Genomic DNA, 21129 nt, shown 5'->3' with positions numbered 1-21129 from the left:
GAGGCGTCAGCCGAGGGGTCGCGACATGGACATTACGGCCCTGGATTTCAAAGATGTCCGCTGCTTGCAAAGTATAGAGTGGAGCCCCTCGCCAGGGATGAATCTGATCGTGGGCGCGAATGGGGCGGGCAAGACGAGTTTGCTTGAGGGGATAAGTCTGGCCGGCACGGGCAAGACCTTGCGGTCAGGAAGCGTGAGGGCGGCGATAGCTCATGGTAGAGAGAGACTGAGCGCAAGGCTCAGTTTTGGAGAAGGATTGGCGGCCGGGAAACTGCGTTACGAGCGCGGCACATCAGAGAAGATCTGGGTGCTCGATGACTCGGCGGTGAAATCGGCGGCCGAGGTCTACGAAAGACTGCCCCTGATGATATTCAGCCCTGAATCCCATTACGCGATGTTGCAAGAGGCGAACGCCCGTCGGGAAGTCGTGTATTGGTTGATGTTCCACGTGGAACCTTTTTTCCTCGACACTTGGCGTCGTTACCAACGCCTGCTTCGCCAGCGCAATGCGGCACTTCGGATGCGTGACCGGAACTATCGCGCCTTTGATCCCGGGCTGGTTCAATTGAGTGCAGTCCTGGCAGATATGTGGCAGAGGGCGGCGCAGGCTTTGGAAGCGCCCTTCGCGGAGTTGGTGGAGCGACAGCGCCTCGGGGGAGAAGCCCAGCTTGTTCTGCGTCCCGGTTGGCAAGGCGATAGTCTGGCGGCCGCCCTGGAGGTTAATCGGGAAACGGATGAGCGTCTCGGCTACACGCTAGCCGGGCCGCACCGAGCCGATGTGGGTTTTAAGCTTAATGGCCGGCCTATCCAAGAGGTCGCCTCGCACGGCCAGCAAAAGATTCTCATGAGCGCGTGGCGGCTTGCGGTGGTTATGGTGGTTGTAGCAGCCGGAAAGCATCCGGTGCTTTTACTCGATGACTTGGCGGCAGAACTTGATGCCGAGCGACGGGCATCATTTTTTGGCACCCTGACGGATATCGGTCTGCAAACGTTCGTCACGGCTATCGACCAGGCGTCCTTCCCCTCCCCTGCCACAGTGTTCCACGTGGAACATGGATGTCTGCGCGGGCCTTAAATCCGAGCTTGTGTTAAGATCGACCGATTCAGTAGGAGTCCGTGCGCATGGAAACCCGTCCCTCTTATGACCAGGACAGCATCCAGGTACTCAAAGGTCTGGACGCTGTCCGCAAACGTCCCGGAATGTACATTGGCGATACCGAGGACGGAACGGGCCTTCATCACATGGTCTTCGAAGCCGTCGACAACGCCATCGATGAAGTCCTTGCCGGTTATTGCTCCGAGGTGCGCGTCACCATCCACACCGATGAATCGGTAAGCGTCGAGGATAACGGCCGCGGTATACCCACAGGTGTTATCGCCTCCGAAGGCCGATCGGCCGCGGAAGTCATTATGACCGTCCTGCATGCGGGCGGTAAGTTCGACCAAAACTCCTATAAAGTTTCCGGTGGCCTACACGGCGTAGGCATCTCCGTCGTGAACGCCCTCTCCGAATTCCTGGACCTCACCATCTACCGTGACGGCCTCAAACATACCCAGCGCTACCAGATGGGCGAGCCCACAGCCCCGCTTGCCGTCCTCGGGCCCGCGGAGCGCACTGGCACTATTGTTCGTTTCAAGCCCAATCCGAAAATCTTCTCGGATTGCACTATGCATTACGACCTGCTCGCCAAACGCCTGCGCGAGTTGTCCTTTCTGAATTCCGGGGCGCGCATCATTCTCTTCGACGAACGCACCAATAAAGAGGATGTGTTCGAATACCAAGGTGGTATAGCCGCCTTCGTAGTCGACTTGAACCGTAATAAGGACCCTCTCCATCCTCAGGTTATCGGTTTCCAAGCCGAGCGTGATCGGGTCTATGTGGATCTCGCACTCCAATGGAACGACTCCTACCAAGAAAACGTTTTTTGTTACACGAATAACATCCCCCAAAGGGATGGCGGCACGCATTTAGCGGGCTTTCGCGCGGGACTCACACGGACCTTGAATCACTACATCGAGGAATCCGGTCTTGCCAAGCGCGCCAAGGTTAGTGTTATAGGGGATGATGCGCGCGAAGGGCTCACGGCGGTCCTTTCCGTCAAGGTCGCCGACCCCAAGTTTTCGTCTCAGACCAAGGACAAATTGGTCTCCTCGGAGGTTAAAGCGGCGGTTGAGTCCATCGTCAACGACTCCTTGGGCTGTTACCTACAGGAGAACCCCGCCGTTGCCCGCGCCATAGCCGACAAAGTGGTCGAGGCGGCCCGGGCCCGCGAGGCGGCGCGCAAAGCGCGTGAAATGACGCGTCGCAAGGGTGCGCTCGATATCGCGGGCTTGCCTGGGAAACTTGCCGACTGCCAGGAGCGCGACCCGGCCTTGTGTGAGCTGTACCTCGTGGAGGGAGATTCCGCCGGTGGGTCGGCCAAACAGGCGCGCGACCGCCGTTTCCAGGCCATCCTGCCATTGAAGGGTAAGATCCTGAACGTGGAGCGCGCCCGTTTCGACAAAATGCTCTCCTCCGCGGAGGTCGGCACCCTCATCACCGCCCTGGGGACCGGTATAGGCCGCGAGGATTTCAACGCCGACAAGCTGCGCTACCACCGCATCATCATCATGACCGACGCCGACGTGGATGGGTCCCATATCCGCACGCTCTTACTGACGTTCTTCTATCGTCAAATGCCCGAATTGCTGGCCCGTGGCCATATCTATATTGCGCAACCCCCTCTGTATAAGGTCAAACACGGCAAGGTCGAGCGCTATGTCAAGGATGATGCGGAACTCACCGCCTACCTCGCCGAGAACGCCTTGGATGGCGCGAGCCTCCTTTGTGGCGTGGGAACGCAGGCTCTAGTGGGCGGCGCCTTGGCCGAGATATTCAACGCCTATATCAAAGGCGACCTCCATTTGCGTAGGCTCGCGCGTCGCTATGACAAGGCGGCGCTGAAAGAACTCATGTATATGCCGGCGCTGACCGCCGAGACCCTAAAGGATGCGGGGCAAGCTCTTGCCTTTGCCCGTGCCTTATCGGAGCGTCTAGCCGGTTTGCGCGAAGCCACCATCCGTTATGAGGTGAGTTCCGTCCACAACCCGCAACTCGACAGCCACGAAATCCTGCTCGTAAAGACCGAGCATGGGGGTGTGCGTACCTCGCACTTCGACGGCGCTTTCGTGCAAACCGCCGAATACAGAGGCCTGCGCGTCTTAGGAGAGAAGCTCGCCGGCCTCATTAAGGAAGGTGGACTTGTCGAGCGCCAGGGCCGCTCGCAGCCCGTCACGAGCTTTGAGCAGGCCTATGAGTGGCTGCTTGCCGAGGCCCGGCGCGGCCATGGGATCCAGCGTTACAAGGGTCTCGGGGAAATGAATCCCGACCAGCTCTGGGAGACCACCATGGATCCTACGGTCCGCAGGCTTCTCAAGGTCAATGTCGAAGACGGGGTGGCCGCCGACCTGATCTTCACGACACTCATGGGCGACCAGGTCGAGCCGCGTCGCGATTTCATCGAACGAAATGCCCTACAGGTCTCCAATCTCGATATCTAAGCTCCCTGGGTGGACGACGCCTACCGACCCATAGCCTGCGCCCTCCAGGACCGTTTCGAGCGCGCGGCCATCACCGGAACCGCCCTTACTGTGGCGTGGCGTGATGGTGCCCGGTACATCCAGGACCAGGTGCGCGTCCTGGATCTGGAAACGAGCCGGGGCGCCGAGTATCTTCACTTCCGGGATAGTCGCGGGGCGCACCACAGGATCCGTCTCGATTACGTCACCATTCTGGACGAGATGTCCGGTGGTTAAGGGGCCACCCCCCGCCGTTCACGGGGTCTTACGGAAGCGCAGGTCCCGCACCTCGTGGCCCAGCCTTAAGCCCCGGCGCTCGAAGCGTGTGCACGGCCGGGCACCGCGCTCCTCGTCTTCCGGCGCCAGCGATGGGAATGCGCGCACCGCATCGAGGGCGGCTTCCGCATAGGGCGCCCAGTCCGTTGCCATATGAAACAGGCCGCCGGTGCGCAGGACGCGCACCACCTCCTTCAAAAACCGCTCCTGCACGAGTCTGCGTTTATGATGGCGAGTCTTCGGCCAGGGGTCCGGGAAGAAGACCTGGATAGCCGCGATGCATCTGTCGCCTATCTTGCCCAAGAACTCGTGCACATCGGCCTCGATCAGCCGCACATTCGCAAGCCCCTGCGCCTCGACCCCCCGCATGACCTTGATGATCCCGGTCCGGTAGACCTCAATACCCACATAGTCCCGCCCCGGATCCCCCGCGGCCATGGTGAGTAAAGACTCGCCATCTCCGAAGCCGATATCCAATACCACATCGCGCGGCCCTTCGCCGAGGTGCGCCCACTGCGCCTCCGGAAGCGAAAGCCGTTCCCCCAGGCGCTCATGGGTGGCAAGCGCCGCCTGACCCAGGGGTCGTTCGCGACGCGTGAAGCTGCGAACCTCCCGGCGGCCCGCCAGGTTCATGTCACAAGGCCCGCGAGCGGCGACGAAGGATCGGCCGCTGTCTTTCTCGGCATGCGCCCGGCGCGATAGGCCTCGCGGCCCGCCTCGACGCCTTTGCGCATGGCTTGCGCCATCATTACCGGGTCGCGCGCGGCGGCGATGGCGGTGTTCATGAGTACTCCATCACAGCCAAGCTCCATGGCCACCGCCGCGTCGGACGCGGTGCCTACGCCTGCATCGACCAAGATAGGCACGCGGGCGTTTTCCACGATGAGGCGAATATTGAAAGGGTTGCGTATGCCGAGCCCCGAGCCTATGGGCGCTGCGAGCGGCATGACCGCGACACAACCGAGCGCCTCGAGGCGCTTTGCGGCCACCGGATCATCCGTCGTATAGACCATGACCTCGAACCCCTCGGCCACAAGGATCTCGGCGGCCTTGATCGTCTCGATCATGTCGGGAAACAGGCTGCCCTTGTCGCCTATGACCTCCAGCTTCACGAGCCTGTGATCGTCCAGCAGTTCACGGGCGAGCCTGCACGTACGCACCGCCTCTTCGGCGGTATAGCATCCGGCGGTGTTGGGCAGGATGGTGAACCGATCTGGAGGCAAGACGTCGAGAAGGTTGGGCTCACCAGGGTTCTGTCCGAGGTTGCTCCGGCGCACCGCCACCGTGACGATCTCGGCGCCACTTGCCACCACTGCCCGCTCGGTCTCGGCCAGGTCTTTGTACTTTCCTGTTCCCACCAACAGGCGCGAACGAAACGTCCGTCCCCCGAGCCGCCAGCTATCTTCGCCCGCCTCTCTCATCAACCGCCTCCAATGGCCTGAACGATCTCAATCCGATCCCCGTCGCGTAGTGCTCGGCCCTGATGTTGCGCGCGCGGCACGATCTCCCGGTTGATCTCCACCGCGACACGTTTTCCGGCAAGCCCCATCTCGGTAAGCAATGTTTCGAGGCCCGCGGCCTCGGGGAGCGCGCGCATGTGTCCGTTGACATAAATCTGCATAGGCAATGGTGCAAATCTCCAGATCGCGGTATATTGTATTGCCTTGCCGCACGTTCTGCTATGCGGGTGTAGTTCAATGGTAGAACTTCAGCTTCCCAAGCTGATAGCGAGGGTTCGATTCCCTTCACCCGCTCCACTCCAACTTTCCCGATAACGAAGATGGCATCCGACTCGGATTTCAGGAGTTGGCCACATGCGCGCCGACCCGACGTTCCGGCGGGCTAGGGCCAGCGCAAACCATACACCCCCACCGATTTCGATGGTCTTCCCCTCTTCGCATAGGCCAACGGCGCCAAGGCCTGGCACCTCCATTACACCGGGATGGGCCAACGCGCCCGCGCCCACCCTCCGTAAGCCCCCCGAGCTGTCGCTACGCGACGTGTCGCCACACGATTCCGTGTTTCATGGTGCGATTGCCGATACTGCGTCGGATGCCTGGGGCCGGCGCATCTTTGCCCGTGACCACGCGAGGCGCCGGAGGGACGATCCGCAACTGCCGGCCCTCACCGAACTGGACTACCTGCTGGCGGTCGATGACTTTAGCCGTGTTGGGGGCCCTGCGCCTGCGCGATGCTGATGGATCTTGGCACGGGACGGTTGCGCAAGGCCGGCGTAACACGCCGCCCTTGATCGAGCTGGCAAACGTCTACCAAGCCAGCCGTGCCGTCGAGCGCGGGCAGGAATCCACCGAAGACTTGCGCTACCTGCAAGGCCGGGGCACGTCGCTTGGTGGCATGCGCCCCAAGTGCACGATAGCGGATGAGGACGGCGGGCTCGCCATCGGCAAGTTTCCGAGCATAGGCGACACCCGCGCCGTTACCCGCGGCGAGGTGCTGGCCTTGAAGCTGGCGGCGCAGGCGGGGATCGATGCTGCGTCCGCGCGCATCGTCTTGCTGGGTGACGGGGGCAACGAGGTGCCGGTCGCGGTCATTCGCCGGTTCGACCGCGACCGCGATGGCGGCCGCATGGCCTACCAGTCGGCCGCATCGCTGCTGCAGGCCTCACGCGAAGAGGATCGTAGCTACACAGAGATCGCAGACGCCATCCGCTCCCACGGCCACGCGCCCACCGAGGGTGTGCGCCAGCTCTGGCGCCGCCTGGTGTTCAACCTGCTGATCACCAACGTGGACGATCACCTGCAGAACCACGGATTTCTGCACGTGGGGCGCGGGTTGTGGCGGCTTGCGCCAGCCTTTGACCTCAACCCTTTCCCGGACAAGGACAGGGAGTCCAAGACCTGGCTGAGCGAGCAGGATGGGCCGATCACCGATGTGCCGATGTTGTTGGCCCGCGCATCGTACTTTGCGCTGGACACGGCCCAGGCCTTGGCCGTGCTGGGTGAGGTGCATACCGCAGTATCGAGTTGGCGCCAGATCGCGCAAAGCCCCGAGATCGGTTTGCGCGCGGTCGAACTGGATGACTTCGCGCCCGCCTTCGAGCATGGACAGATGAACGCGGCCGCTGCGTTGATCCGCTAGCCCCCTCGGCGCCCATGTCGCCAGAAAACCCCTTTAAGGCCAAGGAGGTCTTATCTGTTCATCGCCATCAACGGTCGGCGTCGCGTACCCAACGGAACAAATTGAGGTGTGAGACAGGAATCTCCCGTGTACGACTCACAGGGGTCTCTATGCGGAAAAAGCCTTTTCTTGGACGCTCGTCGGCCGCGTTACGGCCGATCGGCAGGCCAGCTGCGGTCGGCGATCCCCCACGATACAATCCCTGCTTAAGACAGCTTGCGCGTCTTGGCGGCATTCTCGACTGCGTGCGTGATCCTCCGCCGGGCCACATCGCCGCTCTGGCGGTGCATGTCCCGGCTGTCGGATATCGCGTTGGACCCCCAGCTTGGTGCGCAAATTTTGGGTAATTGAAAGGTTAACGGAGCGGTTACGCTTCGCGGGAGCCACGATGAATGCGGCACGGGGTAATCTCAGCAAGGGGGTGCGGCAGGATATTCGTCAGCTCTGGCCCAGGCCGGTGTCGAGGGCGGCAGCTTGCGCTGCGAAATCGTTGGGACGGCGCTTGCGGAAGGTCTCGAGATTGCTCAGCTTCCAGCGTAGTGCTGGCAGCTGAGCGGCATGCGGGCATCGCACCAGCGACCAGTCCGGTTCTGCGCGCACCAGCCCACTCAGGAACCGCCTGTGCGCGGTGCTAAGTCGCCGTGGCAGCTCGCACCGCAGCTTGGTGCGAACATCGAGCAGTATCTCCAGAGAGCAGCCTACTTCGGTCATGCCGACAAAGCCCCGCTCGTACTCGCCCGCGATGTCCTTGTCGTTGCCGAACAGCACTTCGTGGGGCGGCCGATTGTGGCCCGCCAGATAGATCACGAAGCACTCGACCATGCCCTCGCTGATATTGCCTGCTTCGTAGAGCTGCCACACATCGAACAGGTCGCGGGGGTGTTGCCTATCCAGTGCTGCCACCAGCTTGCCGGCGTACAGCTCGTCCGGCGCCAGAACCGGCAGTTCGAACTCGATGCCGAATAGATCGCTGGTCTTGGTGCTCAGCGGCCGCCGTTTGACGGGCAGCACGCTGCCTCGGAACACGACGTTGACCTCGATTTTCACCTGGTTGGCGTCATTTTCGACGATCAGCTTAATGTCCCCCAGGTCCTTGGCGCGAACCAGGCGTCCCTTCAGTGGTGCAACGCGCTTGGCAATGGCGGCCAGCTCCTGGTTGATGGTTTGCAGCGCCTCGTCGCGCGGCGTCTGCCATGGGAGGTACACCACGTCGATGTCCACCGACAGGCGCGGCATGTCCCGCACGAAGAGGTTGATGGCCGTGCCGCCCTTCATGGCAAAGATATCGTTGGCGAACACATCGGGCGCGACGTCTAGCAGCAGGCGAACGGTGTCCATGTAGGCTTTATCCATGAGGTTTCAGGCTCAGCAAGGTGCCGTCATCGAGCCGGCTCATCCAGCGCGCGTTGCTGCCGGTGCGAACCTGGTACTGCTCCAGCAGGGCGTCGACCTCCACGAGGCTGGTCTCGCGCGCCCAGGTCAGGAACAGGCGCACGGCCTTCACGCTGACGCAGCAGGACAGCAGTTGCCCAAGCAAGCCCTTGCGGGGGGAACGCAGGCCCTCAAAGATGTTGCGGGCCTCTTCGAGGCTCTGCTTGACGCCGACTTCGTACAACATCTCCAGAACGGCACGCTCGGAGGCAGCCACCCGCAGGTCCCCGGGCAGGCCAGGCGGTATGGTCACGGTCTTGCTAGCCAGCGCCGTATCCGGCCAGTCGAATAGGCGAGCGTGGACGTAGCGGGTTGGGAAGCGCAAAGTGAACCAAGCCGGCAATGCGAAACGACCGTCGCCCCACAGTACCAGCGTCTCCCGGCTGCCCAGGTTGTGCCGCACGCCCTGTAGGGCCAGGGCGCTCTTGCCGCCAATGTGCAGGCCGGGCACGCGCTGCTGCAGGAACTTCAGCGCGCCGTAGACTCCGAACTCGTCGTTCGGGAAGGCATAGACGCCGTGGGCCAGGCGCACGAGCCACCCGCCGCCGACATAGTGGGCGGCGAGCTGGGGCGATACCCCGAACTGGCTCAGGGTGGCAAGGTCGAACGGCGCCCCGCGGGGGAGCCCCGCCTGTAACCGCTTGATTACTTGGTGCCTAAACTTTCCACTCATGCTTTAAAAATATCACCAAATCCAATCCATCGCTAGAGATGTTGCAAGAACCCGCGAGGAAAGTAACAAGACATTTTATTTCTAATGACGAATCTAATATACCTGCGGCCCAAGCCGACCCAGCTCGGGCCGCGGCCTATAGGTGCTGACCGGCGCACGAACCGGAGAGCGGCGACAGGTGCTGCCGGATCAATTCGACCTGGACCGTGGATCATTCCGCCCTACGTCGCGCCGTTGTCGATTCAAGCCATGAAGATCGTCCCGCACCCGCTGGATGAGATCAGGCCGTGTTGGCGATCACCAAGATCCGACCCTTCAGTTCCCAATCGTGTCCATTCCGTCACGCCTGAATCGGAAAATACGTTCGTAATAGACGAGTGAGCGACCGGGGTGTTGCTCCCTTTCCTCATTCCATTCGTTCCTCCGCGAAATCATAGCAACGTGTCCCGCCGGGATCTTGGTCAGCACAGGCCTTGCCACCTCCACGCGGCTCTGGCCCACGGCGGCCTCGCAGCTTAGACTAGGACCTCTCGACTGAAGGAAAGAGCGGTTTTGTGAAGAAGCGCACGCGTCTCATCGCCATCGCGGCGGGTCTCTTAGTCGTTGCGGCCGCAGTCGCCGTGGCCCTCCTCCCCGGCATTCTTGCGCTGAACCAAGTGAAGACCCGTGTCGCCCAGATCTTGAGCCAGACCACGGGCCGCCCGGTCACTATCGGCAAGCTCAGTGTCACGCTCTTCCCATGGTTGGGTGTGCGTGTGAATGGTGCCACCTTGGGCAATGCCCCAGGCTTCGGGGCGCGCCCCCTGGCCCGCGTCGCCCGTGTCGATATCGAGGTCCGTGTGTTGCCCTTGTTCCGCCGCCAGATTGTCCTGCGGCGCGTCATCCTGACCGGCCTGTACCTGAATCTCGATGAGAACCGGGCCGGGGCCACGAACTGGGCCACACTGATTCATAGCCCCGCGGTCAAGCCGCGCTCCCCCGCCGCCGCCCGCGCTGAGCGCCACGAGGCCCCGGCCTTCGTGCTCTTGCACGCCGCCGGGCTCAGCCTGCGCGACGCGCTCATCCGCTACCGCGATGCCCGCACCGGCAGCGCCGACACCTTATCGGGTCTCCATCTGCGCGTGGGCGCGATCACGCCAGGTCAGCCCGTCGCAGTTGGGCTTCACGGTCTCTTAAAGATTGCCGGCCACCCGGCGTTTCCTTTCCGTCTCTCGACCAAGGCCCGCTACCAGGCACCTCGGCTCACGCTTTCGTCCCTGCGTTTTTCGATCGCGACCTTAAAAGTCCTCGGGCGCGTGCACATCCAGGACACGCACGGCGCCCCGCGCGCCCGCGGTCATTTGACGGTCCCGCCCTTCGCCCCGCGCCCGCTGCTCGCCGCGCTCGGATTCCCTTATCAGCCGCGTGCCGCCACCGTGTTGAAACAGGCCTCGGCTGCCGTGAGCTTTCACTGGAGCCCCGCCGCGCTGCGCTTGGCCCCTCTGCGTCTTACGCTCGACCGCACCACGATCACGGGGCGCGTCACGCGCATGGCGCGACCGCTTTCGTATCAGGCCCAGCTCGCTATCGACCGCCTGCGGCCCCTACCCTATCTGCCGGCCCCATCGACCCCTGCGGCCCCGCCGCCGTCGCCAAGCCCCGGCCCGACCGCCCCTGCGCACGGTGCGGCCTTTAACGCCCCGCTCACCGCGACCCTTAGCTGCGGACGTTTGCGGGCACACGGCCTTTTGGCCACGAATCTGCACGCGGTCCTGCAGGCAGCCGGCGGGCAAGTGAGCTTGAAGCCCATGACCATGGACCTTTATCAGGGCCATTTCGCCGGGGCAGTCGAGGCAAACCTCCGCCCATCGCCCGCGACCTGGCGGCTGCAGGCCCAGCTCGTTCATGTGGAGGTAAGCCAGGTGCTGAGCGCCCTGCATGTCTTTCCCGCGTTCTCCGGGGCCTTGGACGCCCGCGCGCATCTGCATGGTTCGGGGGTGACGCTTGCCGCTGCCAAACAGACGCTCTCGGGGCGCCTCACCGCAGCCATCCCGAACGGCATGCTACGCGGCGTCGATCTCGACCTTATCGCCAAGGACCCCAAGGCCCTGGCCGGCGCCCACAAGGCCCACGCCGCCCGAGGCACACGTTTTTCGGGGCTGCATGCGAGTGCCACGGTCGGCCACGGCGTGGTGCATATGAACGCCCTTACACTCCACACCACGCGCGCCGTCATCCACGGTCATGGCGACTTTGTGCTTGCCACGGATAGCGTGAACTCCCTGCTCGAGGTCGCCCTGCCAAGCGGGTTTGTCATCCCGGTACGCGTCGCAGGCCCGCCCGGCCACATTCGCTTCAACATCTCCTTGAACCGCCTCTTCAGCGACTCCTCCCCCAATAACGTGGGCTCGACCCTGAAGACCCTGGGAGGAGCCCTGAAGCACGCCTTCGGTTTGCACTGATCCCATGGATGGATTCAGCGCCAAGGTCCTCGCTTGGTACCGCCACCACGGGCGGCACGACCTGCCCTGGCAGGTGGCCGACCCCTATGCTCGCTGGCTGGCCGAGGTCATGCTGCAGCAGACCACCGTGACGGCCGTGGTGCCCTACTACGAACGCTTTATGCGCCGCTTCCCGTCCGTGCAGGCCCTTGCGCAGGCGTCCTTGGATGATGTCCTGGCCCTCTGGTCCGGGCTTGGCTACTACGCGCGGGCGCGTAACCTCCATGCTGCCGCGCGCCTTTTGATGGACCGTCACTCCGGCGTCTTCCCGCGGACCGCGGATGAATGGGCGGCGCTGCCCGGCATAGGCCCCTCCACCGCGGCGGCTATTGTCGCCTTCGCCTTCAATATCCCGGCGGCCATCCTGGACGCCAATGTCCGTCGCGTCTTATCCCGCTACCACGGTGTCAGAGGCCGCGATGCGCCGACCGAGCGTCTCCTCTGGTCCCACGCGCGCACCCATACACCCACGCGCCGCGTGGCGGACTATACGCAGGCGATCATGGACCTGGGGGCGCTCGTGTGCCGCAAGACACCCGATTGCCCCGCTTGCCCGCTTGCCGATGACTGCGCGTTCGACGGTGAGGAGGTGCCATTCCGGAGGCCCGCTAAACCGGAGCGCACGGTGTACATGGCGGTTATCGCCGCGCCCGATCAGGGTATCCTGCTCGTGCGCCGACCCCCGCGTGGGATTTGGGGTGGCCTCTGGAGCCTGCCGGAGAGCGCGGCACTGGCCGCCTTGCCTGCCGCCATCCGGGACCTGGGCTTCGAGGGCGAGATGGGGGACCCCTATCCTCCCATCTGGCACGTCTTCACGCACTTCAGGCTCTCCATAAACCCCGTGCGTGTGCTAGGCGCTTCGCGCCGGGCAGCCGTGGCCGAAGGGTGCGACGCAATGTGGTATAAAGGGGCCCTACCGGGGCCCGGGATGCCCGCGCCCGTCCGCCGCCTGATCAACCAATTTTTGGAGACGTCATGAGCCGAACTGTTACGTGCGTGAAACTGAAGAAGGAGGCCGAAGGCCTGGCTTACCCGACCTACCCGGGGGAGCTTGGCAAGCGCATATACGAGAGTGTCTCGAAAGAGGCCTGGGCGCTTTGGCTCGGCCACCAGACCATGCTCATCAACGAGTATCGTCTAAGCCCCATGGACCCCAAGGCCCGCAAATTTCTCGAGAAGGAGATGGAGTCCTACTTCTTCGGTGAGGGCTCCACGATCCCTGAGGGCTACAAGCCGCCGGGGAGCAAGTAGGCGCCCCCCGTTAGGACTTCTCTATCAAAGTGCCGGTCAGGAAGTTTCGCGCCATGCGCCAGCCGATCTCGGTGGCGCGCTCCTCGGCGCCGCCGGCCTTGTCCATGAAGGCATGCCCTACGTCGGGGAACACGCTCAGCGTATAGCGTTTGTTGGCGCTGCCCAAAGCCTCGGCGATGCGCGCGTGCTCGTCGGGCCGGATCGACGGGTCCTGAGCTCCGTAGCAGAGCAGTAAGGGGGCCTCGAGGCGCGGTACGCCCCCCAGCACCGAGCTGCGTCCGAGCCTGTCCTGCGGGTTGTCTATTCCGCCACCATAGAAGCAGACCGCTGCGCCGATATCATGGGGGTGGCGCGTGGCGGCCAGGAAGGCAAGCCGGCCCCCATTGCAAAAGCCGATGACCCCGAGCCTGTCTGTCACCACGTCCTTGCGGGTCTTAAAGAAGCCCATCGCGCGCGCCAGGGCGTCCATGATGGCCTCGTCGCCCAGCGATTTGAGTTTCGCGGCCGCCGGCTCAAACCCGGCGCGCGGATCGAATACCACACCGTCGTAGAAATCGAGCGCAAAGGCCGCGAACCCAAAGCCCGCGAGCTTTTCGCACACGAGGCGCATGTGATCGTTCACACCCCAGATTTCCATGAAGACAATCACAAGCGGCGCGGGCCCGCCGCCGGGTTTTGCGAAGTAGCCGCGCACGCCCGACTCATCTATTGGTGTCCCAAAAAGCTTTTCTGTCACATTGCCTCCCCGTCGTTGATGGATGTCATTCTTTAAGCCCCAACCGCGCAACGCGCGAGCTGAGACGTTGTGGGTTCCGCGCAGCAATACCACGGCTCCGACAGGCGTGGGATGTGAGGACCCGCGCAATCCGCGGCAAGCAACGGGGCCTTGCGTCCAGCGGCCTCATGCGCCAGGCGCCAGAGACCCGCAAAAGCCGAAAGCCGATCCAGTCCTTCGCCTTCGGCGCGCTCCACCCAGGATTGCAGACGCGCTTGTAGGACGTCAACCTGTGGGTCGGGGTTTGCCCAGGGGTAACCCAGGATGGCGTCGGTAAAGGGTTGGAGGCGATCCTGGAAACCCGGTATGCGCAGCAGGTAGGAACCCTGTGGGACGAGCAGGCGGATCACCAGTTGAATGGGGCTCACGCTATTGATGAGTCCCAGGTCACGCACGCGCGTCAGGAGATCGATATAGCCCTCGAGCGTGGTCCACGGCGTGAACGGAACGAAGGTCGGTGCGATGGCGATGCCCGCTTGGCGGGCCAGTGCCACGGCCTGATCGATGTCTAGACCCGTATGCCCCTTGTCGAGGAAGCCCAGGATCACGTCATCGAAGGACTCGGCCGCGGTCGTTATGAAAAGACAGCCATACTCCCGCAGACGGGGAAGCAGATCCCTGTGGGTGAGGATGTGGGAGATCTTGATCGTGGCGTCGAAGGTCACGTGCGGCCAGCGCTCGTGGAACGCTTCGAGCACGCGCAGGGCATGGGTGGGCCCATTCAGGAAATCCGGGTCACCGAACGACAGGTGCATGGCGCCCTCCGCTATCTGCTGTTCGGCATCGGCGATCACAAGTTCGCGCGGAATGGCGCGGAAGCGTCCTTCATACACGGGCACGAGCGGGCAATGGCGGCAGAGGTATTTGCAGCCCCTCGAGGCCTCGATGAAGCCCACCGTTTTGCGCCCACCACCTGGTAACTGCAGGTGCGCGTAGCGGGCGAGCCCCGGGAGGCCCTTGCGGTCGGGGACTACAAAGCTCACTTTCAACCCGGGGCCCGATTCCGCACCCCCCGTCAAGGCGATCAGGTCGTTTTCGAATTCCGGCCCCAGCACCACATCGACCCCTAGGCCCTCGAGCAGCCCGCGATTGGGTGGCGCGTAGACCCCGTAACAGATGAGCTTTGCCCGAGGGGCCTTCTCGCGGACCACCGGCAAGAGGCTTACCGCGATCCGGGTAGCGGTGTGCATGCCAAGGGCGACCCCGATCAAATCGAACGTCTCAAGCCCCTCGCGGGGCAGCGAGCCCTGCGCCAGATCGACCAGGACGACCTCATGGCCGCGCGGGCGCAAAAGCCCCGCCGCATGGGCGAGCGAGAAAGGTTGGCGGCCGAGCTCGTAGGGGCTGATCAAGAGAATCTTCATGCCCCCCATGATACGGCAAAGCTACCCCTCTGTCGGCCCATTGCCCCCCGCAAAAGGCCCCTCCTTGCAGCCGGGCGCGTCGCTTGCCGCCGCCCAGAGCACCGGCTTCGCAGCTCGCAGGCCCCGTGTCATCTTGACGTAGGCCCGGCGAGCCGCTTTAATGCGCGCTTCGCCTAGGTAGCTCAGTCGGTAGAGCAGAGGACTGAAAATCCTCGTGTCGGTGGTTCGATTCCGCCCCTGGGCACCAATTAAAACGATGAGTTACGGTAAGTACCCGTAAGTCTCGGTCACAGAGCCTCATTCTGGTATCAACCCTCTTCGATCCCGTGCGGCATCGGACCACGATAGGGTTCCGGGGTCGTCGTCGACCATATCCGGTTCGGCCACGCTCCCTGCCGCCCCTTCGATTGCGATCCGCCTTGGTTGAGCGCAGTAAGCCCCTTTGCGCCTACGTTCGGCAGGTGATCGCGCCAGTCGCGCTCGCCTGGTACACGGTCGGCGACGTGGGCCATCGGGTCTATAAAGCGACGCGCCGTACTTTGGGCGGATTCTTGCCAATCTGCCAAAGGTCGTATTGCGCTTGCTGCACGAGCCAGCTTTCGGCGCTTCCGCCAAACGCTAGGGAGAGGCGCAGGGCCATGGTCGGGGCAATCCCGGTATGCCCGTTCAACAGCTCGGAGAGCGTCTTGCGCGTCACACCCAGAGCCTTGGCCGCGTCCGTAACCGACAGGCCCAAGGGTTCCAGGCAGAACTCTCGTATGGTTTCGCCGGGGTGGGGAGGGTTGTGCATCATGACAAGCTCCTTCAATCATAATCGAGGTAACCCACATCGTGGGCTTCCGCCCCTTCGAACCGAAAGATAAGCTGCCAATTGCCCGACACGTTGACAGCCCAATAACCGCGCCACTTGCCGCTCAATGTGTGTAGACGTGCCCCCGGAAGGTCCATATCCTCGGGCTTGCTCGCAGCGTCCAGGCGGGCGAGAAGCACGCGCAGCCGCTTGGCATGGTCGGCAACTATGCCGGCCTTACTGCCCGTCTCATAGAACAGCTTAAGACCCTTGTGCCGGAAGCACTGGATCATGCCGTTACCTAATGGGTTACAGTATAAGACGTATAGGGAAACGCACTAAGTCCCTTTGCGGGGTTACAAAGCCCGGTCCAGGGCCACGACCTCGGCGCTCTCGCGTACCTTGGCCGCCTTCGAAACGAAGTCCTCGATCTTCTCCATGGGTGCCCGTAACCGCTCGGTGGTGATGACCAGATACTCGCTCGTTACGTCCCCCGCCCTTTTGGTTCAAGGGCCTTGAGGGTGTAGGACGGTACGTCCAAGGATTCCGCGACGGTAGCGAATGTTCTCCGTAGGTCGTGGGCCATAAACTTGACGCCAGATACGGGTACTGTCCCTGATCGCGTAAGGTGGCCCGAGTTGACCAGAATGCCGGAGCTGATCGACGTCACGAGCGCGTGATCGACGCAGTAAATCTTCTTCGGGTTCGTGTTGGTTCGGGCCCGCGAGGCGTCAAAGATGCGCGCCGTGAAGAGAACGTAGGCATCCTCGAACCATTCGAGATAATTGGAGACGGCGGCTTTCGGCGCCTTGTGCCCCAGGGATTTCAGATAGCCGGTCAGATTGTTGATGGAATACAGGGAGCCCGCATGGTCGACCAGCCAATGCGCCAGATCCGTAACCGCCTTGGGGTGAGAAATATCATGGTGCTCTACGAGGTCGCGGAACAGTATGGCGTTGAAATATTCCTGCTGAGGATTTTTATCCTCAGCATCCGGTCAAGGCCCGCAACCTCCGGGAAGCCACTGGTTTCACGGTACTCCTCAAACGTTTTTTTGGTCGAGAGCGGACCGCGGCTCTCTACTCCCTTGTAGTCGAGAAATTCTCGCAGTGAAAACGGAAACATTTCCCCGGAAAGTGCCCGCCCGCGCATCTGGGTAGAGACCTCCTTTGAGAGTATATGAGCCGACGATCCCGTGATGTACACATCGCACTTATCCAAGCATATCAAAAGGTCGACGAATGGCTGCCAGCTAGGCACTATATGGGTTTCGTCGAAAAAGCAATAAACCTTCTCGGCGTTCTTTTTTCGGGATAGAGAGAAAAGTAAGCCTCCAGAATCACGCCCAGATTGTCGTGCTGCAGATCGTGTAGACGGGCATCAAACAAATTCAGATAGAGGATGTTCTGGCGGGCAACACCTGAGCCCTGCAGTTTCTTCATGAGCTGGAACATGAAGGTCGATTTGCCTCTGCGGCGTACACCGATGCAAACTGTCGCCTTGCCCGGCACCTTTGAGGCCGTCGCCCGTCTGGGTAGGTCCGTCGGGAGGTCAGGTTACGGAAAATCTAGGATTATTTCCCCAAGCACGTCAATCATGGCCAAGCCTTGGGCACATAAAGATTCCCGGTCAGCACAACATCCGGCAATAATTATCGCCGGTTACGGCCTTATGCGGAAAGGAAACCTTCCGCTTGTCGGTTGAAATGCCGCCCCAAGGGGGCTTTTCTTGAAGGGGCCCCCAAGACCCAGAAGCAGGCCCGCCCCGCGGGCGCGCTCGTCTCGGGTATCCAGCGGCGCGTGCTGGCCTATGGGTTCGGCCAAGCGCAGCGCCGCTTCTTTGCCCGCGAGATTAATTAAGCTCGTAGCCGGAGGCTCTGGTTCGGCCAGTGCCCGCAGGTGTCCGGGTCGCCCGGCGCCCGGCGCGTCTTTCAGACGAGCGGAATGGCCGGGGCATTGAAGGCCGGCATCCCGCGGTGTAGCGTACAGCACGCCCGCGGGCTTCAGGCCTCAGCGAGACGCGTATCACCGAAGACTTAAGGTCTCATGCTCGAACTGGTCGCCCACCGTGGTTATGCCCGCCGCTTCCCCGAGAACACGCTTGTGGCGCTGGAGGGTGCGGTCGCCGCGGGCGCGCGCTCTATCGAGATCGACGTACAGCTGACGGCCGATGGCGTGCCGGTCTTGTTCCACGATCACGACTGCCGCCGTCTCTGCGGTGTCGCCGGCGCGATCAGCGATTATGATCTTGCGACCGTATCGACCTTCACGGTGGCATGGCCGAAGCTTGCAGACACCACTCGTGCGGCCATCCCGGTGGCGCGCGTCGCCGACCTCGCGGCTTTCCTCGTCCGCCATCCGGCCGTTACCGCCTTCGTTGAGATCAAGCGCCAGGCCGTCCGGCGCCTGGATCCCGAGCGGGTCGTTCGGGCGGTGCATGAGGTCTTGACGCCCGTGCTTGCTCAGACTGTCCTGATCTCGTTTTCGCGACCGGTGTTAGGGGCGGCCCGCGCCTTGTGGCCGGCTATCGGTCTCGTCACCAAACGGTATCGTGAGTTTGAGGAGATCGATCGGGCCCGCTTAGCGCCTGAGTATCACTTCTGTGACGTCGAGGGCCTGCCGCGACGCGGCCCCCTGGGCCACGAAGGCTCCACGCTCGTGGTCTACGAGGTCGACGACGCGCGTCGCGCGCGGGCCCTGGAGGCGCGCGGGGTGCGCCTCATCGAGACCTTCGCCTGCGCCGAGCTCGCACAAGCCTTGAGCGCCCCCTGCCCATGAACGCCTCTTATGACGTTGTGGTCATAGGAGGCGGCATCCAAGGCGCGGGTGTCGCCCAGGCGGCGGCCGCGTGCGGTTATCGCACCTTGCTCCTGGAGCAGCACACCTTGGCCGCCGGGACCTCGAGTCGTTCTTCGAAGCTCGTGCACGGCGGTTTGCGCTACCTCGAATCGGGTCGCATCCGCCTTGTGCGGGAATCGCTACGCGAGCGCGAGATCCTGCTGCGTATTGCCCCGGGGCTTGTGGCGCGTCAGGACTTTTTCATCCCCCTTTACGCCTCCTCGCGGCGTACGGCAGGCCATGTGCGCGCTGGCCTCTGGCTCTATCGCTTGCTCGCCGGTGGGTCCGTCGGGGGCTTCGAGCGCGTTCCGGCCCGCGCCTGGGAGCAGTTGGACGGGATCGAGACCGCTGGTCTCAAGGCTGTCTTTCGCTATGGCGATGCGCAGACCGATGACGTGGCCCTAACCCATGCGGTGGCGCGTTCAGCCACGGAGTTCGGCGCCGAGATCCGTGTCGGTACACGCTTCGTGGGCGCGGAGCGCGCTGGTGCCGGCTACGAGGTGCGCTCGGTGCACGAAGGTGTTGTGGCGACGTGTGAGACGCGCGCGCTCGTCAACGCCACAGGCCCGTGGGTCGCACAGACCCTGAGTCGCGTCCTGCCCGGTCCCCCGCGCCTGCCCCACGACCTTGTTGCGGGCACCCACATCATCACCGAAGGCGCCTTGGGCCAAGGGTGCTACTACGTCGAGGCCCCGTCCGATCACCGGGGCGTCTTTATCCTGCCTTGGCGCGGGCGCGTGCTGACCGGTACCACCGAACGCCTCTACACGGGGGATCCGGGTCTCGTGGCCCCTACACCTGAGGAGATCGCCTATCTGCAGGCGACCTTGGCGGCCTATTTTCCGGGGCTGTCCACGGTTGTTGCGGAGAGTTTCGCGGGTCTACGCGTATTGCCCAAGTCCCAGGGCGATCTTAACGGCCGTTCACGTGAGGTGGTGTTGCTCGCCGATGCCCCGAGGCCGCGGCTCATCAGCATCTTCGGCGGCAAGCTCACAGGCTACAGGCGCACCGCCGAGCAAGTCATGGAGCGACTCGGGCTCGTCCTCCCGGCGCGCGCCCCGCGGGCCGACACGAGCCGGCTGGTGTTACCCATGGGGTGATGGCATGAGCGCGCGCCAGCGCTCGTGACGCTCATGGAGAGCTCCGTCGTCATGGGGCCAGAACACGTGTTCGTCGCCGCCCATGGACCAGGCGCGCGGCATGCCCGCGGCCAGGAAGGCGAGCCCGCGGGCGGTCGCCTCGTGTTCGGACGGTCGGCGCACGATCAGTCTGCTCACGTTCGCGAGCGCCTGACAGAGGCCGCCCGATGCGGCGAGACCACCTGTCACCACCAGGGCCTGGGCGGGCCCCGAGGCCGCGCAGATGGCATCGATGTTCTCCTGAATCAGGAAGACGATGCTTTCGACGATCGCCGCGGCCTTGGCCGCAGGTGTGCCGTCGCCTTCGAAGCGCGCGACGGCCTCCGGGCACCAGTAGGGCGATCCAAGCCCGCCGATGGTGTTTAGAAAGAGTGGGCGCGTCTCATGGCGGGCCAGCAGGCGATCGCACAGTTTCGCGAGGTCCGGGTAGGGTAAGGTCTGCGCGCCCCACGCGAGCGCGGCGCCAGCACCGCTCACCGCCCCCTCGAGTACGCTTATGTCTTCCTGCCCGTGGCGCACGGCGACGCTCCAGAGCAGCCGGCCCCGGTCGACCCCGTGGTGCGGCACAAGCCGTTGCAGAAAGGCGCCGGTCCCCATGTTGATATAGATGGTGTCGGTGCGCGGCCGGCCCTGACAGAAGAGCGCCGCGCCCTGATCGCCTGTGAGAACTGTGAGGGGTACGAGGCTGCCGCCCGCCTTCACTCCGCCAAAGGGGTGGTGGCTCGGCACGCAGAGCGGGAGGGCCTCTCGGGGGATATCGAAGATCTCCAAAAGCTCGGGGTCCCAGTCCTGGCGCTTGCGCCCCCAAAGAAGCGTCCGTCCGGCGTTCGAGGGATCCACAACCAAGGGCTGCGGGGTGACACAGCGAAATGCGAGGAAGCTCGCCAGGGGACCCATGACTAGGTAGCCGCCCTTGCGCGCCGCCTGCACCGCGGGCAGGTTGTTCAGGCACCAGCGCATCTTGGGGGCGCCGTAATGGGGCGACAGGCGCAGGCCGGTGCGCTCCTCGATCAGGAAGGCGCGATCCTGGTAGGCGACCATGAGCGGCGCTGCGCGCCGGTCCTGCCAGCTCAAAACCGGCGACAGGGCCTTGCCTGTCCGGCTGTCCCAGCAGACCATGCTGGATCGCTGCGTGGCGAGCCCCGCCGCCGCGATCTGCATACTGGAGTCCGCCCCGAGGCTTTGCAGCGCTCGCGCGCTCGCCCGCTGCAAAGAGGCGACGAGTTCCTCGGGGTCTTGCTCCACCCTAAGGTCGCCCACGCTCGTTTGAGCGACCGGCACGGCGGCACGCGCCACCGCGATCCCCGATTCATCGAAGACCGTTGCCCGTGTCGACTGCCCTCCTTGGTCCAAGGCCAAGTACAGTGGTTGGCGCAAGTCGCCTCCCTTTTCGCGACCGCAAACTCACGCGAGTATA

At 63.4% G+C, this 21129-nt stretch carries 20 protein-coding genes, 2 tRNA genes and 3 pseudogenes; 13 read left to right on the top strand and 12 right to left on the bottom strand.

What is annotated here, in order from left to right:
* The first annotated feature begins 25 nt into the window (after window positions 1-25).
* From recF to ACYCTF_RS04415, 3 genes are read left to right on the top strand one after another with little or no spacing between them, the layout of a single operon-like run.
* The gene (recF, locus tag ACYCTF_RS04425) at window positions 26-1075 is read left to right on the top strand and encodes a DNA replication/repair protein RecF (RefSeq protein ID WP_461282465.1); all 1050 of its coding nucleotides are present in this window, start codon (window positions 26-28) and stop codon (window positions 1073-1075) included.
* A 47-nt stretch (window positions 1076-1122) separates the two neighbouring features.
* Complete coding sequence (gyrB, locus tag ACYCTF_RS04420) at window positions 1123-3540, top strand: DNA topoisomerase (ATP-hydrolyzing) subunit B (RefSeq protein WP_461282464.1); 2418 nt, start codon at window positions 1123-1125, stop codon at window positions 3538-3540.
* Window positions 3541-3549: 9 nt separating this feature from the next.
* Window positions 3550-3795 carry a transcriptional antiterminator, Rof gene (locus ACYCTF_RS04415; protein WP_461282463.1) on the top strand — a complete coding sequence of 82 codons (246 nt, stop codon included), beginning with the start codon at window positions 3550-3552 and terminating at the stop codon, window positions 3793-3795.
* Window positions 3796-3813: 18 nt separating this feature from the next.
* Here ACYCTF_RS04415 and trmB read toward each other — a convergent pair whose 3' ends face one another.
* The 3 genes from trmB to thiS are packed head-to-tail and all read right to left on the bottom strand — an operon-like array spanning window position 3814 to window position 5455.
* Entirely contained in the window at window positions 3814-4467 is a 654-nt protein-coding gene (gene trmB / locus ACYCTF_RS04410; protein WP_461282462.1) for a tRNA (guanosine(46)-N7)-methyltransferase TrmB, read from the bottom strand.
* On the bottom strand, window positions 4464-5255 hold the full coding sequence (locus ACYCTF_RS04405) for a thiazole synthase (protein WP_461282461.1): 792 nt from the start codon (window positions 5253-5255) through the stop codon (window positions 4464-4466). The genes trmB and ACYCTF_RS04405 overlap by 4 nt, the downstream gene beginning before the upstream one ends.
* Window positions 5255-5455 (bottom strand): sulfur carrier protein ThiS, encoded by a 201-nt coding sequence (gene thiS / locus ACYCTF_RS04400; RefSeq protein WP_461282460.1) that lies wholly within the window; start codon window positions 5453-5455, stop codon window positions 5255-5257. Before thiS ends, ACYCTF_RS04405 begins: the two co-directional genes overlap by 1 nt.
* Before the next feature lie 62 nt (window positions 5456-5517).
* Here thiS and ACYCTF_RS04395 point away from each other — a divergent pair.
* A tRNA-Gly gene (locus tag ACYCTF_RS04395) sits at window positions 5518-5591 on the top strand.
* 243 nt (window positions 5592-5834) lie between these two features.
* A pseudogene (locus ACYCTF_RS04390) lies at window positions 5835-6933 on the top strand (type II toxin-antitoxin system HipA family toxin); the annotation flags it as partial.
* A gap of 477 nt (window positions 6934-7410) precedes the next feature.
* Here the strand turns inward: ACYCTF_RS04390 and ACYCTF_RS04385 are convergent.
* Window positions 7411-8325 carry a nucleotidyl transferase AbiEii/AbiGii toxin family protein gene (locus ACYCTF_RS04385; RefSeq protein ID WP_461282459.1) on the bottom strand — a complete coding sequence of 305 codons (915 nt, stop codon included), beginning with the start codon at window positions 8323-8325 and terminating at the stop codon, window positions 7411-7413.
* Window positions 8318-9076, bottom strand: coding sequence for a type IV toxin-antitoxin system AbiEi family antitoxin domain-containing protein (locus ACYCTF_RS04380; protein ID WP_461282458.1), 759 nt, complete (start codon window positions 9074-9076; stop codon window positions 8318-8320). The genes ACYCTF_RS04385 and ACYCTF_RS04380 overlap by 8 nt, the downstream gene beginning before the upstream one ends.
* Before the next feature lie 142 nt (window positions 9077-9218).
* Between ACYCTF_RS04380 and ACYCTF_RS04375 the strand changes: the two are divergent.
* The 4 genes and pseudogenes from ACYCTF_RS04375 to ACYCTF_RS04360 form a co-directional block, all read left to right on the top strand.
* Window positions 9219-9439, top strand: a pseudogene (locus ACYCTF_RS04375) (tyrosine-type recombinase/integrase); the annotation flags it as partial.
* Between the two features lie 191 nt (window positions 9440-9630).
* Window positions 9631-11517, top strand: a complete 1887-nt coding sequence (locus tag ACYCTF_RS04370) for an AsmA family protein (RefSeq protein WP_461284572.1) — start codon at window positions 9631-9633, stop codon at window positions 11515-11517.
* A 4-nt stretch (window positions 11518-11521) separates the two neighbouring features.
* Window positions 11522-12535, top strand: a complete 1014-nt coding sequence (gene mutY / locus ACYCTF_RS04365) for an A/G-specific adenine glycosylase (protein ID WP_461282456.1) — start codon at window positions 11522-11524, stop codon at window positions 12533-12535.
* Window positions 12532-12807, top strand: coding sequence for an oxidative damage protection protein (locus ACYCTF_RS04360; protein WP_461282455.1), 276 nt, complete (start codon window positions 12532-12534; stop codon window positions 12805-12807). Before mutY ends, ACYCTF_RS04360 begins: the two co-directional genes overlap by 4 nt.
* A 10-nt stretch (window positions 12808-12817) precedes the next feature.
* Here ACYCTF_RS04360 and ACYCTF_RS04355 read toward each other — a convergent pair whose 3' ends face one another.
* Together ACYCTF_RS04355 and ACYCTF_RS04350 are read right to left on the bottom strand one after the other, a co-directional pair.
* Window positions 12818-13543 carry a dienelactone hydrolase family protein gene (locus ACYCTF_RS04355; RefSeq protein WP_461282454.1) on the bottom strand — a complete coding sequence of 242 codons (726 nt, stop codon included), beginning with the start codon at window positions 13541-13543 and terminating at the stop codon, window positions 12818-12820.
* A gap of 32 nt (window positions 13544-13575) precedes the next feature.
* A complete protein-coding gene (locus ACYCTF_RS04350; protein ID WP_461282453.1) occupies window positions 13576-14946 on the bottom strand; it encodes a CUAEP/CCAEP-tail radical SAM (seleno)protein in 1371 nt (456 codons plus the stop codon).
* A gap of 171 nt (window positions 14947-15117) precedes the next feature.
* Here ACYCTF_RS04350 and ACYCTF_RS04345 point away from each other — a divergent pair.
* A tRNA-Phe gene (locus ACYCTF_RS04345) sits at window positions 15118-15193 on the top strand.
* Window positions 15194-15463: 270 nt separating this feature from the next.
* Here ACYCTF_RS04345 and ACYCTF_RS04340 read toward each other — a convergent pair.
* On the bottom strand, window positions 15464-15739 hold the full coding sequence (locus ACYCTF_RS04340) for a HigA family addiction module antitoxin (RefSeq protein WP_461282452.1): 276 nt from the start codon (window positions 15737-15739) through the stop codon (window positions 15464-15466).
* Window positions 15740-15750: 11 nt separating this feature from the next.
* The gene (locus ACYCTF_RS04335; RefSeq protein ID WP_461282451.1) at window positions 15751-16029 is read right to left on the bottom strand and encodes a type II toxin-antitoxin system RelE/ParE family toxin; all 279 of its coding nucleotides are present in this window, start codon (window positions 16027-16029) and stop codon (window positions 15751-15753) included.
* 383 nt (window positions 16030-16412) lie between these two features.
* Here ACYCTF_RS04335 and ACYCTF_RS04330 point away from each other — a divergent pair, with 383 nt between their 5' ends.
* Window positions 16413-16829, top strand: a complete 417-nt coding sequence (locus ACYCTF_RS04330; RefSeq protein ID WP_461282497.1) for a hypothetical protein — start codon at window positions 16413-16415, stop codon at window positions 16827-16829.
* Between the two features lie 62 nt (window positions 16830-16891).
* On the opposite strand, the pseudogene ACYCTF_RS04325 reads toward ACYCTF_RS04330, so the two are convergent.
* Both ACYCTF_RS04325 and ACYCTF_RS04320 read right to left on the bottom strand, forming a co-directional pair.
* A pseudogene (locus tag ACYCTF_RS04325) lies at window positions 16892-16996 on the bottom strand (hypothetical protein); the annotation flags it as partial.
* Window positions 16996-17247 carry an AAA family ATPase gene (locus tag ACYCTF_RS04320; RefSeq protein WP_461282450.1) on the bottom strand — a complete coding sequence of 84 codons (252 nt, stop codon included), beginning with the start codon at window positions 17245-17247 and terminating at the stop codon, window positions 16996-16998. The gene ACYCTF_RS04320 and the pseudogene ACYCTF_RS04325, both read right to left, overlap by 1 nt.
* A gap of 534 nt (window positions 17248-17781) precedes the next feature.
* On the opposite strand from ACYCTF_RS04320, the gene ACYCTF_RS04315 reads away from it, so the two are divergent.
* Both ACYCTF_RS04315 and ACYCTF_RS04310 read left to right on the top strand, forming a co-directional pair.
* On the top strand, window positions 17782-18513 hold the full coding sequence (locus ACYCTF_RS04315; protein ID WP_461282449.1) for a glycerophosphodiester phosphodiesterase family protein: 732 nt from the start codon (window positions 17782-17784) through the stop codon (window positions 18511-18513).
* Window positions 18510-19673, top strand: a complete 1164-nt coding sequence (locus ACYCTF_RS04310) for a glycerol-3-phosphate dehydrogenase/oxidase (RefSeq protein ID WP_461282448.1) — start codon at window positions 18510-18512, stop codon at window positions 19671-19673. The genes ACYCTF_RS04315 and ACYCTF_RS04310 overlap by 4 nt, the downstream gene beginning before the upstream one ends.
* Here ACYCTF_RS04310 and ACYCTF_RS04305 read toward each other — a convergent pair.
* Window positions 19659-21089 carry an FGGY family carbohydrate kinase gene (locus ACYCTF_RS04305; protein ID WP_461282447.1) on the bottom strand — a complete coding sequence of 477 codons (1431 nt, stop codon included), beginning with the start codon at window positions 21087-21089 and terminating at the stop codon, window positions 19659-19661. The two genes, ACYCTF_RS04310 and ACYCTF_RS04305, sit on opposite strands and share 15 nt — an antisense overlap.
* Window positions 21090-21129 lie beyond the last annotated feature (40 nt).

The organism is Acidiferrobacter sp., assembly GCF_054609335.1.
Note: the sequence above shows the minus strand (reverse complement) of the source record. Positions and strands in the feature narration are given on the sequence as shown.